The following is a 16241-nucleotide window of genomic DNA, read 5'->3' on the forward strand; positions in this document are numbered from 1 at the left end:
CGTTATTCCTTTTCCTGGGTATGGGCTTCCAGGAACCACAGGAACTTGTCGAGCGAGCGCGAATAGCCCGTGAAGATGTCGGCTGTATCGGCGTCCCCGGCTTCGTCCGTTTCGCTGATGGCGTCACGCGCGCCCTTGGCAGCAGCCGCATAGGCCTGGATGAGAGCCGCCAGATGGTCCTTGGTCTTGTGGATTTCGGTCGGGTACGGCTTGAGGGTGGTTTCCTTCGCAACCACCTGCGACGTTCCATAAGCGGTGCCGCCGAGCTGCACGGCGCGTTCGGCTATAGTGTCGACATGCTCGTCCAGTTCAGTCCGGAATGTATCGAGCATCTCGTGAATGGCGATGAACTGGGGACCCTTCACGTTCCAGTGTGCCTGCTTGGTGATCAGCGCCAGATCGATGGCATCTGCCAGCCGCGCGTTCAGTACCTCGATCGAGGACGCGCGCGTATTAGATTTCAGGTCGTTATGAGTCTGGATCGTTGCCATTGGGAAGCTCCATTCAGTTGCTGTTCGACGGGGCGCGGCAAAAACCCGCCCCCTCACACAACAATGTGCGCTTCCGCAATCGGTTCCTCAAGCGTGCTGCGGCTTTTTGGCAGCTGTATCGGCCGGCCCGTCCGGGGATCGCGGCTCCAATGCGTCGCGAATGAGCCTCTGGCAGCGTTCCGCCATGAAATCGAGCAGCAGGCGCACTTTCGGGTCCTGCAGCTTCTTGTGCGGATAGACGGCGGCAAGCTGCACCGGAGTTGGCGGGGTCTGCTGAAGAATGACGCGCAGGCGTCCCTGTCGCAGATAGGGCTCCACCTCGAAGCGCGGTTTGTTGACGATGCCGCGCCCGCCAAGCGCCCATTCCGTCAGCACGTCGCCGTCGTCACTGTCGTAGGGCCCGCGAAACTCGAATTTCTGCGGCCCGTTCGGCGTTTGCAGGATCCAGTAGAACTCGCGCGATCCCGGAAAGCGCAGCATCAGGCAATCGTGCCTGTTCTGGATCAGTTCGTTGATGTCGGCCGGCTCGCCACGCCGTTCCAGATAGTCCGGCGAGGCGACCAGCACCCGCTCGCATTCCAGAATGCCGCGCAGGCGCAGCGAAGAATCCTCGATCACCCCCAGCCGGAACGCAACGTCGATGCCCTCTTTCAGAATATCGACATTGTGGTCGGAGAGCCGCAGGCGCACCTCTATGTCGGGATACTTGTCGTGGAACTCGGGAATGCCCGAGGCGATCAGGCGCCGGCCCAGCCCCAGCGGCGCGGTGACGCGGATGGTGCCGCGCGGCTGGCCGGACAGAGCCGTCACCGCCGCCTCGGCCTCGGCGACTGCATCGAGGATCTGCTTCGCGCCGGTGTAGAAAACATTTCCCTGCTCGGTCGGCATCAACTGGCGCGTGGTGCGGTTGAAAAGCCGCACTCCGAGGTGCTTTTCCAGCTCCTTGATACGGTTCGATGCGACGGCCGGCGAAATGCGCATATCCCGCCCTGCCGCCGACAGGTTCCCCAGTTCGACGACACGGACGAAAACGGCGATATTGTCGAGATAGGCCATGCGGGTTTCGTGGCTTTCATGCGGCTGCGTGGAAAGACAATAGTATTTTCCATTTTTTTTTGAAAGTCATCGGGCCAATGGGCTCTTTTCGTTCGCAGGACAGTCCGTAAAGTTGTCGTCTGCCGACAAGGGGTGGAGCATGCTGGATTTCGCTATTTTCTGGGACTGGTTGTCGTTTGCCGTGCGCTGGCTGCACGTCATCACCGCTATTGCGTGGATCGGCTCGTCCTTCTACTTCGTCGCCCTCGATCTCGGCCTGCGCCAGCGTGCCGGCCTGCCTGAAGGCGCGTTCGGCGAGGAGTGGCAGGTCCACGGCGGCGGCTTCTATCACATCCAGAAATATCTGGTCGCGCCGGCGGCCATGCCCGAACACCTGACATGGTTCAAATGGGAGAGCTACGCCACCTGGCTGTCCGGCTTTGCGCTTTTGTGCGTGGTTTACTATGCCAGCGCGGACCTCTTCCTGATCGACCCCAACGTGCTCGACGTGTCGGTTCCCGTCGGCATCGGCATTTCGCTGGCCACCATCGGCGTCGGCTGGCTGGCCTACGACAATCTGTGCAAGCTCTTCCTCGGCAAGAGCGACACCGGCCTGATGATCTTCCTCTACTGCATTCTGGTGTTCATCGCCTGGGGGCTGACGCATCTGTTCACCGGCCGCGCCGCCTTCCTGCATCTGGGCGCCATCACGGCGACCATCATGTCGGCCAACGTCTTCATGGTCATCATTCCCAACCAGAAGATCGTGGTCGCGGACCTCATTGCCGGCCGCAAGCCGGACCCGAAATACGGCAAGATCGCCAAGCAGCGCTCGGTACACAACAACTACCTGACGCTGCCGGTGCTGTTCCTGATGCTGTCGAACCACTATCCGCTGGCGTTCGGCACGCAGTACAACTGGGTGATCGCTTCGCTGGTGTTCCTGATTGGCGTGCTGATCCGCCATTATTTCAACACCGGCCATGCCCGCAAGGGCAACCCGACCTGGACCTGGCTGGTAGCCGCAATCCTGTTCGTCATCATCATCTGGCTGTCGACCGTGCCGAAGGTACTGACCGGCGAGCCAAAGGCCGCCGCTACGGCAACGGGTGAAGTCTATATCGCCTCGACGCATTTTCCCGCCGTGCGCAACACGGTGATGGGGCGCTGCGCCATGTGCCATGCATCCGAACCGTTCTATGACGGCATCTATCATGCGCCCAAGGGCGTGGTTCTGGACAGCGACGAGGCGATCGCCTCCCATGCCCGCGAAATCTATCTTCAGGCAGGCCGCAGCCATGCCATGCCGCCCGCCAACGTCACGCAGATGACCGACCGGGAACGCCAGTTGCTCATTGCATGGTTCGAAGACGGGCGCGAATGATGTAAGCCTTCCGGCGGGCTGATACGCCGGACCATCCTCAGCCGAAAGAGCCAGGGAACCTGTCATGACCGAAACCCTTCTGCGCGGCCGTACGCTCACTTTCCTGCGCTGGCCGGAAGCGATCGACGACCATGGCGCGTGGCGCTGCGAGGAGGATGGCGGCCTGCTGCTCAGGGATGGCCGGATCGCTGCCGCCGGCGCCTATGCCGATGTCGCCGCGAAAGCCGGGGAGGGCGCGAAGGTGATCGACCACCGGCCGCATCTGCTGGTGCCCGGCTTCATCGATGCGCACGCGCATTTCCCGCAAATGCAGGTCATCGCCTCCTATGGTGCTGAACTGCTGGAATGGCTGAACACCTATACTTTTCCCGAAGAGACGAAGTTTCTCAATGCGCAGCATGGCCGCCGCATCGCCCGCCTGTTCCTTGACGAGATGATTCGCCACGGCACCACGACTGTGGCCGCCTATTGCTCGGTGCACAGGGAATCGGCGGAAGCCTTCTTTGCCGAGTCGCATGATCGCGACATGCTCAACATTGCCGGCAAGGTGATGATGGACCGCAACGCGCCGGAGGGCCTCACCGACACGCCGCAATCCGGCTATGACGACACGAAGGCGCTGATCGCCCAATGGCATGGCAAGGGTCGCCAGCACTATGCCATCACGCCGCGCTTCGCCATCACCTCGACGCCTGAACAGATGGAGATGGCCGGCGCGCTGGCGAAGGAGTTTCCCGGCCTGCATATCCAGACCCATCTGTCGGAAAACCACGACGAGATCGCCTATACCTGCGAACTCTACCCACAGGCGAAGGACTATACGGACGTCTATGCCCATTACGGCCTTTTGGGCTCGCGTACTCTGCTTGGCCACTCCATCCACCTCTCCGAGCGCGAGGCGGATGTGATCTCGGATGCCGGATCGGTCGCGGTATTCTGCCCGACGTCCAACCTGTTCCTCGGCTCGGGCCTGTTCGACTATCAGCGCTTCCGTCGCCGCGAAAAACCGCTGCGCATCGCGGCGGCCACCGACGTTGGCGGCGGAACGAACTATTCGATGCTGCGCACCATGGATGAGGGCTACAAGGTCATCGCCATCCAGGGCGAGAAACTGAATCCGTTCCAGTCCTTCTGGCAGATCACGCGCGGCAATGCCGAAGCGCTTTCGGTTGCCGATCGCGTCGGTACGCTGGATGAAGGCAGCGATGCCGACATCATCGTGCTGGACAGCCGCGCCACTTCGGTCATGGAACTGCGCATGGAAACGGTGAGGTCGCTGGCCGAGGAGCTTTTCCTGTTGCAGACACTGGGCGACGACCGTGCCGTGCGCGAGGTCTATGTCTCGGGCAAGCCGGCGAAGAGCATTCTGGCCGGTTAAGCCTCCCGCAAGGGAAGGGATGGCTTGACGATGCCGGCCAGTGCGTACAGAAAGCCGGAGCCATTAGGAGGAGCCGGTAGTGGTGGACCCGAAGCCTTTTCTGACGTCGATCTTCGAGGCGGCTGTCGCCGCGGCCGATCCTGAGCGCACCATTCGTGAGCACCTGCCTCAGCCGCCGAAAGGGCGCACCATCGTCATCGGGGCCGGCAAGGGCGCGGCGCAGATGGCTGCAGCCTTCGAGAAGGTCTGGGAAGGTCCGCTGGAGGGACTGGTGGTGACCCGCTACGGCTACGGTGCGCCGACACAACGCATCGAGGTGATCGAGGCCGCGCATCCCGTGCCCGACAAGGCCGGCCTTGAGGCCGGGCAGCGCCTTCTGCGTCAGGTAGAAGGCCTGAGCGCGGACGATCTGGTCGTGGCGCTGGTCTGCGGCGGCGGCTCGGCCCTGTTGCCTGCACCGGCCGGTTCGCTCACGCTGGAAGACGAGATCGCCGTCAATGAGGCGCTGCTTGCTTCGGGCGCGCCGATCTCGGTCATGAACGCCATCCGCAAGCATGTCTCCGCCATCAAGGGCGGAAGGCTGGCAGCGCGGGCGCATCCGGCACGCGTCGTTTCGCTGATCGTTTCCGATATTCCGGGTGATAATCCCGCACTGGTGGCTTCAGGCCCCACGGTTCCCGATGCCGCCAGCCGCGCCGATGCGCTGAAAGCCATAGAGACCTACGGCATCAAACTGCCGAAGGCCGTGATGGAACATCTCAACTCGCCCGAGGCGGACGCCCCGCATCCCGACGACGAGCGCTTCGCCCTCAACGAGGTGAAGCTGATCGCCTCGGCAGCCGTGTCGCTGGAGGTCGCCGCAGCGGAAGCGAAAAGGCAGGGCATCGAAGCTGTCATCCTCTCCGATTCCATCGAGGGAGAAGCGCGCGAGGTGGGTTCGGTCCATGCGGCCATCGCCCGCGAGATCGCCACGCGCAACCGGCCGTTCTCAAAGCCCGTTCTGCTTCTGTCGGGCGGGGAGACCACGGTGACGCTGCGCGCCAAAGGCAAGGGCGGCCGCAACAGCGAATTCCTGCTTTCCTTCGCGCTGGGCATCGACGGCTTTGCGGGCATTCACGCGCTGGCCGCCGACACCGACGGCATCGACGGTTCCGAAGACAATGCGGGTGCCTTCTGCGATGGTGAGACTGTGCGCCGCATGCGGGGCGCCGGCATCGATGCGCGCGCCCTGCTGGCCGCCAACAATGCGTGGACCGCTTTCGATGCCGTTGACGACCTGTTCGTGCCGGGGCCGACCGGCACCAATGTCAACGATTTGCGCGCCATCTTGGTGCGCTGAAACTTTCCGTAAGTAGAAACTTACTTTTTCTGCCTACACCTCATGGAGGTAGAGGTGGTAATCCAGCTCCGCCACCGTGCGCGCCACCCTGAAATACTCGGCCTGCTTGATAGCGGTGAAGGTGTTGTGAAGATCCGCGCCCAGCGCCTCGCGCAGGAACGCGGAAGCCTTTGCCGCCTCGATTGCCGCGCGCCAGTCGGCCGGCATGGTGCTGTCGCCAGTGTCGGTCTCATAGCCGTTGCCAGTGGTTTCAGGGCCGGGATCGAGCTGTTCCTCGATGCCCTTGATGATGCCGGCCAGAATGGTGGAGGCAACCAGATAGGGATTGGCGTCGACGCCGGAAGGACGGTGCTCGATGCGCCGGTTCTTTGCGTCGCCCGCGGGCACGCGCAATGCCACCGATCGGTTGTTGACGCCCCATGTCGGCGCGACCGGCGCATAGGATTGCGCCACGAAACGCCGCCATGAATTGGCGTGAGGCGCGAACACCAGCATGGATTCGGCCATGGTTGCCACCAGTCCACCCAACGCCTGAAGCAGCAGCGGTGACCATGTTTCGCCCTCTCGCTCGGTAAGGGCATTGCGTTCTTCAATATCCAGCAGCGACACATGGAAATGCATGCCAGAGCCTGCATATTCCTCGATCGGCTTCGCCATGAAGCAGGCGGTCACGCCATGGCGGCGCGCCTGCGCGCGCACGATGCGCTTGAGCATGATGAGATCGTCGGCGGCGCGCAGCACATCCTTGCGGTAGTTAAGCGTAAGCTCGTACTGACCGGGCGCATATTCCGAGATCACTGTCTCGGCCGGAATGCCCTGTTCTTTCGCCGCCGCATAGATGTCGGAGAACAAGGGCTCCATGCCGTGCAGATGGTCGACGGAGTAAACCTCCGTCTTGGCCGAGCGCCGGCCATCCAGAACCGCGCCTGCCGGCTGCACCTTGCCGTCACCGTCGCGCTCATTGGCGAGGAGAAAGAACTCCAGCTCGAAGGCGCCGGCCGGGTGCAGGCCTTTTTCCGCGAGCTTGCGAACCTGCCGTTCCAGCGCGTGGCGCGGGTCGGAGCTCATCGGCGCGCCGTCGAGATGGTACATGGCCATCAGCACCTGCCCGCGCGCGGGGCTGGTTCCGTAGAGTGGAACCAGCGTGCCGGGGATCGGCCAGGCGCGCAGATCGCCGTCGCCCGAATCCCAGATCAGCCCGGTTTCGTGGACATCCTCGCCGGTGATGTCGAGGCCGAGGATCGAAATCGGCATGTGCCGCCCGCTTTTATAAAGACCCATCAGTTCATGGCGGCGGATGATCTTGCCCCGCCCCACGCCATTGGCATCGGTGAGCAGAATGTCGAAGGCCTCGATCTCCGGGTGAGCGTCGAGAAAGGCCTGGGCTTCGCCGGGCGTCGAGCCCGATGGGGAGGTCATGATGGGTTGTCTCCGGAAGGAATGCGGCTTTACCGCCTGGGGTAGCCGACAGTGCGAATATGATCAATCGGTGAGCCGTTTAACGACGTCGCTGAAAGCGCTTATCAGCCGGTTCACCTGTGCGGGGCGCGTTGCCGGCGAAACCAGCATCATGTTGTGGAAGGGTGCGATCAGCACGCCGCGGTTGACGAGCGCGACATGGAGTGCGGCTTCCAGTTCCGGCGCATGGGCTGCTTCCGCCTCGCCGCCATTTTTCAGTGGCCCGGGCGCGCAGATGAACTCGACCCGCGCGCCGACCCGCGCCACATGCCATGGCAGGCGGTAGCGGTCGATGACGGCGGTGAGCCCGGCGTCGAGGCGGCGCGCCAGATGCTCCATATGCGCGTAGTTTTCCGCCGTCATCACCTCTTCCAGCGTCGCCCGCATGGCGGCGAACTGCAGCGGGTTGGCCGAAAGCGTTGTGCCCATGCCTGAATAGCCCGGTTCATGGGTGCGCCGATAGTCGGCATAGCGCGAGGCGACGTCCTCGCTCATCCCCCATATGCTGGCCGGCACGCCGCCGGCCACCGGCTTGCCGAGCACGAACAGGTCCGGCTCCAGCCCGAAGGCGCGCGTGTAGCCGCCTAGGCCGGTCGAGATGGTGTGCGTCTCGTCGATCAGAAGCAGGGTGCCTGTGGCGCGGGTCAGGCGGCGCAGTGCGTCGTGAAAGCCGGGATCGGGAAGCACCATGCAGGAATTGGTCAGCACCGGTTCGGTGATGACGCAAGCCACATCCTCGTCGGCAAGCGCTGCCTCAAGGGCTGGAATGTCGTTGAACTCCACGATCTTCGTGGTGCGCGTCAGGTCGCGGAATTCGCCGACCAGCCCCGGTCGATTGATCGGCTTTCCGTCCCTTAGCCGCACCATGGTCTCGTCCACGGAGCCATGATAGCAGCCGTTGAAGACGAGGATCTCTTCGCGACCCGTCACCGCCCGCGCGATGCGCAGCGCGAAGCGGTTGGCGTCGGTGGCGGTGGTGGCGATCTGCCAGAAGGGCAGGCCGAATTTCTCCTGCAGCAGCGGGCCGATGGCTAGCGCGTCTTCCGAGGGCAGCATGTAGGTGAGGCCGCGACCCGCCTGCCGGCGAATGGCGCGCGACACCGGCGGCGGCGAATGGCCGAACATGGACCCGGTGTCGCCGAGGCAGAAATCGTCCAGCCGGTTGCCGTCGATGTCGGTGATGGTGGCGCCGCGCGCCCGGTCGACGAGGATGGGAAACAGCGTCGGCCAGTCCTTCATCCAGTGCATGGGCACGCCGTCGAGGAAGCCGGCGATGCCGTTTCCGAGTTTGGCGGCGGTTTTCGGCCGGGCCTTGCGAAACGCCTCCGCCTCGCTCTCACGCAGCTCTTTGATGCGCTCCTGCCCGATGCCCGCCATGTTCCGCCCATGATCAACAAACGCCGCCACTATAAGGGGGCGTTTGCGCACGGCAACCGGCCACTTTGCCGAAGCTGTGGCCCAGCGGTCCAGCCCCGCCACACTCGGCAGGGCATGTGCGGATGTGTCAGCCGGCGATGTCGATGATGCCGCAGTCTCCGGCGGCGCTGGCGAAGGCGATCCGGCGCTCGTCGCCGTCCCATGCCATGGAGGTGATCGCACCCTTGCCGCCGCGCCGCAGAAGCACTTCCTTGCCATCGGCGAAACGGGCGGCAAGGATCATGCCGTCGTCATAGCCGATGGCGGCAACGTCCTCGCTCGGGTGGCAGCTTACGCAGGTGACCGTCGAATTGCCGCGCGTGCCAAGCTCCAGCGGCGCCTTGCCCATTGGCCCGTCCTTGCCCTGAAACGGCCAGACGATGGCCGCCGGCGCGCCTGAACTCGCCAGCCAGCGCCCCTTGGGCGACCACGACAGGCTCTTGACCTTGGCCGGATAGCCGCTCATGCGCATATGCTTGCCGTCGGCCAGCTTCCAGCCGTGCAGGGCGTTCTCCTGCATGGTGGTGACGAGGAAATTCCCATCCGGCGAGAAGGTGATGCCCGTGTGGGCTCCCGCCCATTCAAGCTCTGTCGGCTTGCCTTCGGCGGCCGGGAAATGCAGCGTCGCGCCATTGTAGCGGGCAACGCCGATGCGCATGCCCTTCGGCGCGAAGGCGATGCCCTCGACCGAGCGCGGATGCGAAAATTCCTTCACCTTGCCGTCGGCAAAGCGCACGAAGGCATTGCGCCCGGAAGCATAGGCTATGGCGCCCTGCGGGCCTGCCGCAACGCTGGTGATCCACTTGCGCCCGGCTTCCGCCAATTTCTCGATCACGCCGCCCGCCTTCACGGCGAACACCTTGCCGTCTTCGCCTCCGGTGATCAGCCGGTCGCTGGCGGCGTCGTAAAAGGCGCACAGCAGCCCGTCATTGGCCTGCGCGGTCTTGTGCCCGTCGTCGAGACGGTGAATGGAGCCGTCGGCAAGCGCGAAATGCGGCACATTTCCGAGAAAGACGGCGGCCACGCAATGGCCTTCGAGATCAAGCGGGGCGACTGTGGGCATGGTATATCTGCTTGCCTGCTTCATGGCTGGAGATTGCGGTGCCTGTCCGTCGCGGGCTGGAACCGCTCGCCGGCCCCGGACCGCAGATGGCGGCAAATCGCGTCGGCAGCTTGATCGGCGGAAAGCCGCGTCACGTCAAGCACCAACAGATCCGGCACGTCGGGCTTCTGGATGCTGTCCTCTGTCATGAAAGAGGCGAGGACAGCGGGATCGGCCAGCTTGCGGCCCACCCGCTCCGGGCTGCGCAGCCTTCGGGAATTTTCCCCGAAACCGGCTTCGAGCACGACGGGCACCAGCGCTGCATTGCGTGCCATGGCCAGATCGACGACATCTTCCCACGCCTGCCGTTCGCGTGGATCGTTGGCGCAAAGCGCATTCGTCATCACGAAGGTTTCTGCGTCCGGTCTGTCCTTCAACGCTTCGTAGGCGGCGTGCCGCACCTGTTCATAGAGAGGCCATCTGCCGGGATCGGCAAGCCCGGTGCAGCCTATGGCGACGTCATGCAGAAGATGGTTATCGACCAGCCGCGCGCTGAGCCTGTTTGCCAGAACGCGGCCGATCGTGAGCTTGCCGACGCCCGGCCAGCCGTTCAGGTGAACGATCAGGCCGCCTGACACGCCTCGAAGCTCTTCTTCAGGCGCTCCGCGTCGAGTTCGCGGCCGATGAATACGAGCCGGCTTTCGTGCTTCTCGCCGTCCTTCCACGCGCGCTGGTGGTCGCCTTCGATGATCATGTGGACGCCCTGTATGACGTAGCGGTCCGGATCGTCCCTGAAGGCGACGATGCCCTTGAGGCGCAGGATGTTCGGGCCTTCGAGCTGGGTGACCTTCTCGATCCACGGGAAGAACTTCTTCGGGTCCATCTCGCCGCCGCGCAGCGATACGGACTGCACCGTCACGTCATGGATCGGCGAGACATGGTCGTGGCCGTGATGGTCGTGATGATGGTGCTCATGTCCGTGATGATCATGCCCGTCGTGATCGTGGTGATGATGGTCGTGGTCGCAACCAGGGCCGCAGACATGGTCGTGATCGTGATCATGCGCGTCGAGGAAGTGTGGGTCGTTCTCCAGCGCGCGTTTCAGGTCGAAGGCGCCGCGATCGAGAACTTCTGCGAGATCGACGCCGGAACGCTGGGTGCGGTGGATTTTCGCCGCCGGATTGATGGCGCGCACCGTGGCTTCGACCGCGCGCAACTCGTCCTCTGTCACGAGATCCGTCTTGTTGAGGATGATGACGTCGGCGAAGGCGATCTGGTCCTCGGCTTCCTTCGAATCCTTCAGGCGAAGCGGCAGGTGTCTGGCGTCGACCAGCGCCACGACTGCATCGAGCTTCGTCTTTGAGCGGACGTCGTCGTCCATGAAGAAGGTCTGCGCTACGGGTGCGGGGTCGGCGAGGCCGGTCGTCTCGACCACGATGGCGTCGAAGCGGCCGGGACGGCGCATCAGGCCCTCGACGACGCGGATCAGGTCGCCGCGCACCGTGCAGCACACGCAGCCATTGTTCATCTCGTAGATTTCCTCATCGGATTCCACGATGAGGTCGTTATCGATGCCGATCTCGCCGAATTCGTTGACGATGACCGCATAGCGCTTGCCGTGGTTCTCCGACAGGATGCGGTTGAGCAGCGTGGTCTTGCCGGAACCGAGATAGCCGGTCAGCACGGTCACCGGGATTTGCGTCCCGGTTTCGTTGACCCCGGCTTCGTTCACTTGGGTGTCGCGCGTCTGGGTGTCGCTCATGGGAACCTCGAAATGGATATGTGACCCATATAGGACGTCGCGGCTGCGATTGCACAGGGCAAAACAGAGGCTCTGTCGGACAAGTCCTCCGGACGGATTGTTTGTCATCTAACTGAAATAAACATCTGCCATTAGCCATCATACATGCTGCGAAACTTGCCGGCAAAGCTGTTTCGGGTGTGGAATTTGAAAGCGCAATTGCAAACCGTGACCTGCCGGGCCATGTTTGCGATGCTGATGCGGTCGAGAGGGAAACCATGGCCAAAGCTGACAGAACTGCAACGATGAGCCGGCTGCATTCGGCTGCGCGGCTTGCCCGCACGGCGCTTGCTGCACGACTTCTGGAGCACGGTTTCTACGCGGGGCAGGACCAGATCATGCTGGCTCTGGACCGTGAGGACGGCCAGACGCCGGGCACTCTTGCGGATCGGCTGGGCGTGCGTCCGCCAACCATCACCAAGACGATCAACCGCTTGCAGGCCCAGGGTTTTCTGGAAAAGCGCAACTCCATCTTCGATGCCCGTCAGGCTCACATTTTTCTGACTGAGGCTGGCCGGGATCTCATCGTATCGATCGAGAAATCGGTCAAGAAGACGGAGAAGCAGGCTCTCAAAGGGCTCGACAAGAAAGAGCAGAAGACGCTGGCCAAGCTTCTGGCCCGCATCGAGGCCAACCTCACAAATGAGGAAATAGTGTTCATCGATGATGAGCCCGAAACCGAGGCCGAGACGAAACCGGATGCAAAGAATGCAGCCGGAACCGATGCCGAGCCCGCAACCGCGACCAAGGTCGAAGCCTGAGGCCAGCAGCGCTTACATTTCAGGCCAGGCGCTTTGAGGCTTGCGGGCACAGGGCGACTGGCCCAAAGCTTGATGTCGAGATTACTCGTCCGGCTTTGACGTGAACAGTTCCAGTCATTCAAAAGACAGCGCAGCCCCAACTGCAGCCATCGTTTATATGGCTGCAGCCTATGTGCTGTTCACGTTTCTCGACACGTCGATCAAATTTCTGGCGCTTGCCGGGGTGACGCCTCTTTTTATCGCCTGGATACGCTTTTCCAGCCACGTCGTGTTGGTCGCGGCGCTGTTCAGAGGCTGGCAGGGAACGGACCGTTTCCGCACTTCCAAGCCAGAAGCGCACCTCATAAGAGGTGCGCTTCTGGCGGGCTCCACCATCTTCAACATATTGGCGCTGCGCTATCTGCAACTGGCGGAAACCACATCCATCTATTTCTTCGGCCCCATGGTGATAACTGCGCTTGCCGGACCGCTTCTCGGTGAATGGGCGGGCTGGCGGCGATGGGTGGCAATTGTCTTCGGCTTCATCGGCGTTCTGGTCATCACGCGCCCGGGCGTCGGCGTGTTCGGCATCGGCCATGTGTTTGCGCTGTGCTCGATGCTGTCGAACTCGGTCTACATCATCATGACACGCAGCATGTCGGCCACGGAAACCGCCGAAAGCCTCATCCTCTATTCGGCACTGGCACCGATGATCCTGCTGACGCCGACGCTCTGGCTCACACAGTGGCCGTCGGTCGGCCTGCTGCAATGGGGCTTGCTGCTGCTGCTCGGGCTGTTCGGCGGGCTCGGCCACTGGTGCCTCATTCAGGCCTACCGGCGCGCTACCGCGACAGCGCTCGCGCCCTATTCCTATCAGCAGATGGTGTGGGTGATAGCTGCGGGACTGCTAGTGTTCGGCCAGTTTCCGGATGTATGGACGCTTGCCGGCGCCGGCATCATCATGGCGAGCGGCTTGTACATCGTGCACCGGGAGCATCGACTGCGTGTTCTCAACCGCGCCGTTGCGGATGCCGATGTGGCGGAGGTGGCGAAAAAGCTTTGACTCGACCCGCAACGATGGCCTAAACGCTTTTAAAAAATTTAAATTGTTTAGCGGGGGAGCATCAACGCTGGCTCAGAAAGTCAAGCTTTCCACCATTGCCGATGCGCTGGGCGTATCGACGGCAACGGTATCTCTTGCCCTGCGGGACAGCCCGCTGGTGGCGGGATCCACGCGCGAACGCATCAAGGAACATGCGCGCGAGATCGGTTATATCTATAACCGTCGCGCTGCGTCCCTGCGCACCTCCCGCTCGGGCATTGTCGGTGTCGTGGTGCATGACATCATGAACCCGTTCTATGCCGAGATCTTGCGTTCCATCGAACATGAGCTGGACCGCTCGCGCCAGACTTTCCTGCTCTCCAACCACTATGACAAGCTCGACAAGCAGCGCACCTTCATCGACACTCTCCTGCAGTTGGGCGCCGATGGCGTGATCATGTCGCCGGCCATCGACACACCGGCTGCCGACATTCGCATGGCGGAAGAAAATGGCCTGCCTGCCGTCCTGATCGCGCGCGACGTCGAGGGCGCGCATGTGCCGGTTTTCCGTGGCGACGATGCCTATGGCACCGCACTTGCCACCAATCACCTGATCTCGCTTGGCCACAAGCGCATCGCCATGGTTGGCGGCAACGACCAGACTTCGACCGGGCGCGACCGCTACCAGGGCTATCTCAATGCCATGCAGGCAGCAGGGCTTGATGTGCAGCCGACATGGCGCATAGCCGGTCCGCGCACCAAGCAGGGCGGGTTTGAGGCCGCGAACCAGTTGCTCGCCCTGAAGGACAAGCCCACGGCGGCCTGCTGCTGGAACGATCTCGTCGCCATCGGCCTCATGAACGGCATTTCCCGGGCCGGGCTTACGCCGGGCGTGGATATTTCGGTTACCGGCTATGACGATCTGGAAGAGGCCGCGATCGCGACACCGGCCCTGACCACCGTGTGGAACGGCCAGCGCGAGGTGGGCCGCCGTGCGGCCAGCGCGCTGCTCGACAAGCTCAATGGCCAGACGGTGGGCCAGACCCAGGAATTGATAAGACCGGAGCTGCATGTTCGCCAGTCTACCGGTCGCCCCGTGGAGCGCTGAATTCATGTCGATTTCGTCCGGACCGGCCACTGTCCTCGTTTGCGGCAATCTGCATGGCCATGCCGTAAAACGCATCGGCGAGGCGTTCCGGCTCGTGCACATCGAGCGCGCCGACCCGTCGCTTCTGTCGCCGCAGGATATTGCTGCGGTGCGGGCTATCTCTGCCTTCGGGGGCATAGATGCGGATTTCATCGATGCGTTCCCCAATCTGGAGATCATCGCCAATTTCGGCGTCGGTTATGATTCCGTGGATGCCGTTCATGCCGGTGCGAAAGGGGTCATGGTCACCAATACGCCCGATGTTCTGACGGAAGAGGTTGCGGATCTGACCGTTGGTCTCCTGTTGTCCACCTTGCGTGAACTGCCCAGGGCAGAGGCATGGCTGCGGCAGGGCAGGTGGGCAAAAGAGGGATTCTACCGGCTGAGCCCACTCAGTTTGCGCGGCCGCAGCATCGGCATTTTCGGCCTCGGCCGGATCGGGCTTGCGGTGGCGAAACGTCTGGAAGCCTTCGGCGTCACGGTCGCCTATCACAATCGCCGGCCGGTCGATGGCGTGGACTATGCCTATCATGCCACGCTGAAGGACCTTGCCGAAGCTGTCGATACGCTGATCTGCATCGCGCCCGGAGGGGCTGCGACCGAAAAGGCGATCAACGCCGAAATCCTGAAAGCGCTCGGTCCCGATGGCGTGCTCATCAATACAGGCCGTGGAACGACGGTCGATGAGGATGCATTGGCGGCGGCACTTTCAGACGGCACCATCGCCGCCGCCGGGCTGGATGTGTTCGCGCATGAACCGGACGTGCCGCAGGCCCTTCTCGATGCGCCGCACACCGTTCTCCTGCCGCATGTCGCCTCGGCCTCGGTTCCGACACGCAGGGCCATGGCCGATCTGTGCGTCGACAATCTCGTGTCGTGGTTTGGTGCGCGCAAGGCGCTGACACCGGTGCCGGAAACGGCGCATGTGAAGGCGAAGTAGCGCCAAGCGGCCGGTTTACTCGGCCGCGGCGCGCGCTTCCGGCCTCGCCGCCGCGTGGAGGCGTACGGCATCGCCGAAGGCCCGGAAGATTTTCTGCGAAACGCTGTCGGACCTCACCCAGTATTCGGGATGCCACTGCACGCCGACCGCGAAGGCGCGGGCGCCTTTCACGGAGACGGCCTCGACCGTTCCATCTTCGGCCACCGCCTCGACCTGAAGGTTGTTGCCCAGACGGTCGGCTGCCTGCCGGTGAACGGAATTCACCTCGATGTCGCCTGCTCCAAAAACACCGGCAAGGCAGGTTCCCGGCCGGATGCTGACCTTCTGGCGGATGGCGAAGCGCTTGTCCTGATCGTCGCTCGCCGGCGCACGGTGATCGAGCGAGCCCTCGCGTTCCTGAATCTCGCTGGCGAGAGTGCCGCCAAGCGCCACATTCAGCTCCTGTATGCCGCGACAGATGGCGAGCAGCGGCACGCCGCGCGCGATGGCTTTGCGGATAAGGGGAAGGGTGGTCGAGTCGCGCGCTGTATCGTAGGGGCCGTTTTCCTCGCTGGCATCACCGCCATAGAGCGAGGGATGAACGTTCGATTTCGAGCCCGTCAGCATGACGCCATCGACGTGCGACAGCAGCGCATCCAGATCGAGCCGGTCGCCGAAAGAGGGGACCAGCACGGGCAGGGCGCCGGCGCCGGCGATCACCGCTTCCAGATATTGCTGGGGTGCGGCATGCCAGGTGTAATTCTCAAACTGCCTGACGTCCGTGGAGACGGCAACGAGCGGCTGCGTCATGATGTGCGAATCCGGTGAGTTTCAGGATCTCTGCTTCGGGCAGGATTTATCATGAACTTCATGCCGCTGTGAAGGAGACAAGGTTGACGTCAGGTCCGGATGCTATTGCGCCCTGGGTGGGGATAGATGCATCCTGTCTTGAAATGATTTGAACCGGGGATATGAGAGCGACGTCGGATAAGTCCGCCACCTCCCCGTTTCTAAAAGTTTTTTTAATGCGAATGTGTCATCATCTTCGC

At 62.8% G+C, this 16241-nt stretch carries 15 protein-coding genes; 7 read left to right on the forward strand and 8 right to left on the reverse strand.

Annotated features, from left to right (window positions below):
- Positions 1-2 precede the first annotated feature (2 nt).
- Entirely contained in the window at positions 3-491 is a 489-nt protein-coding gene (gene dps, locus MIC97_RS15350) for a DNA starvation/stationary phase protection protein Dps (protein WP_239800732.1), read from the reverse strand.
- A gap of 87 nt (positions 492-578) precedes the next feature.
- Positions 579-1547, reverse strand: a complete 969-nt coding sequence (locus MIC97_RS15355) for a LysR family transcriptional regulator (RefSeq protein ID WP_239800733.1) — start codon at positions 1545-1547, stop codon at positions 579-581.
- Positions 1548-1686: 139 nt separating this feature from the next.
- Here MIC97_RS15355 and MIC97_RS15360 point away from each other — a divergent pair, with 139 nt between their 5' ends.
- The 3 genes from MIC97_RS15360 (at position 1687) to MIC97_RS15370 (ending at position 5627) form a co-directional block, all read left to right on the forward strand.
- Complete coding sequence (locus tag MIC97_RS15360; RefSeq protein WP_239800734.1) at positions 1687-2910, forward strand: urate hydroxylase PuuD; 1224 nt, start codon at positions 1687-1689, stop codon at positions 2908-2910.
- 64 nt (positions 2911-2974) lie between these two features.
- Positions 2975-4288 (forward strand): guanine deaminase, encoded by a 1314-nt coding sequence (guaD, locus tag MIC97_RS15365; protein WP_239800735.1) that lies wholly within the window; start codon positions 2975-2977, stop codon positions 4286-4288.
- A gap of 79 nt (positions 4289-4367) precedes the next feature.
- Positions 4368-5627, forward strand: coding sequence for a glycerate kinase (locus tag MIC97_RS15370; RefSeq protein ID WP_239800736.1), 1260 nt, complete (start codon positions 4368-4370; stop codon positions 5625-5627).
- Positions 5628-5660: 33 nt separating this feature from the next.
- On the opposite strand, the gene MIC97_RS15375 is transcribed toward MIC97_RS15370, so the two are convergent.
- The 5 genes from MIC97_RS15375 to MIC97_RS15395 all read right to left on the reverse strand — a co-directional run bounded on the left by MIC97_RS15375 (position 5661) and on the right by MIC97_RS15395 (position 11305).
- Entirely contained in the window at positions 5661-7046 is a 1386-nt protein-coding gene (locus MIC97_RS15375) for a glutamine synthetase family protein (protein ID WP_239800737.1), read from the reverse strand.
- Between the two features lie 63 nt (positions 7047-7109).
- On the reverse strand, positions 7110-8462 hold the full coding sequence (locus tag MIC97_RS15380) for an aspartate aminotransferase family protein (RefSeq protein WP_239800738.1): 1353 nt from the start codon (positions 8460-8462) through the stop codon (positions 7110-7112).
- Between the two features lie 127 nt (positions 8463-8589).
- Entirely contained in the window at positions 8590-9564 is a 975-nt protein-coding gene (locus MIC97_RS15385; RefSeq protein ID WP_239800739.1) for a WD40 repeat domain-containing protein, read from the reverse strand.
- 20 nt (positions 9565-9584) lie between these two features.
- Positions 9585-10181: a nucleoside kinase gene (locus MIC97_RS15390; RefSeq protein ID WP_239800740.1), complete on the reverse strand. Its 597-nt coding sequence runs from the start codon at positions 10179-10181 to the stop codon at positions 9585-9587.
- A complete protein-coding gene (locus tag MIC97_RS15395) occupies positions 10166-11305 on the reverse strand; it encodes a GTP-binding protein (RefSeq protein WP_239800741.1) in 1140 nt (379 codons plus the stop codon). The genes MIC97_RS15390 and MIC97_RS15395 overlap by 16 nt, the downstream gene beginning before the upstream one ends.
- A gap of 257 nt (positions 11306-11562) precedes the next feature.
- Here MIC97_RS15395 and MIC97_RS15400 point away from each other — a divergent pair, with 257 nt between their 5' ends.
- The 4 genes from MIC97_RS15400 (at position 11563) to MIC97_RS15415 (ending at position 15213) form a co-directional block, all read left to right on the forward strand.
- The gene (locus tag MIC97_RS15400; RefSeq protein ID WP_239800742.1) at positions 11563-12105 is read left to right on the forward strand and encodes a MarR family winged helix-turn-helix transcriptional regulator; all 543 of its coding nucleotides are present in this window, start codon (positions 11563-11565) and stop codon (positions 12103-12105) included.
- 157 nt (positions 12106-12262) lie between these two features.
- Positions 12263-13147: a DMT family transporter gene (locus MIC97_RS15405; protein ID WP_239800743.1), complete on the forward strand. Its 885-nt coding sequence runs from the start codon at positions 12263-12265 to the stop codon at positions 13145-13147.
- A 67-nt stretch (positions 13148-13214) separates the two neighbouring features.
- On the forward strand, positions 13215-14234 hold the full coding sequence (locus MIC97_RS15410) for a LacI family DNA-binding transcriptional regulator (protein ID WP_239801160.1): 1020 nt from the start codon (positions 13215-13217) through the stop codon (positions 14232-14234).
- Positions 14235-14238: 4 nt separating this feature from the next.
- On the forward strand, positions 14239-15213 hold the full coding sequence (locus MIC97_RS15415; RefSeq protein ID WP_239800744.1) for a 2-hydroxyacid dehydrogenase: 975 nt from the start codon (positions 14239-14241) through the stop codon (positions 15211-15213).
- A gap of 15 nt (positions 15214-15228) precedes the next feature.
- On the opposite strand, the gene MIC97_RS15420 is transcribed toward MIC97_RS15415, so the two are convergent.
- Complete coding sequence (locus MIC97_RS15420; protein ID WP_239800745.1) at positions 15229-16002, reverse strand: gamma-glutamyl-gamma-aminobutyrate hydrolase family protein; 774 nt, start codon at positions 16000-16002, stop codon at positions 15229-15231.
- Between the last annotated feature and the right edge of the window lie 239 nt (positions 16003-16241).

Origin of the sequence: Aquamicrobium sp. NLF2-7 (genome assembly GCF_022359935.1) — a bacterium.
Lineage (GTDB): Bacteria > Pseudomonadota > Alphaproteobacteria > Rhizobiales > Rhizobiaceae > Mesorhizobium > Mesorhizobium lusatiense.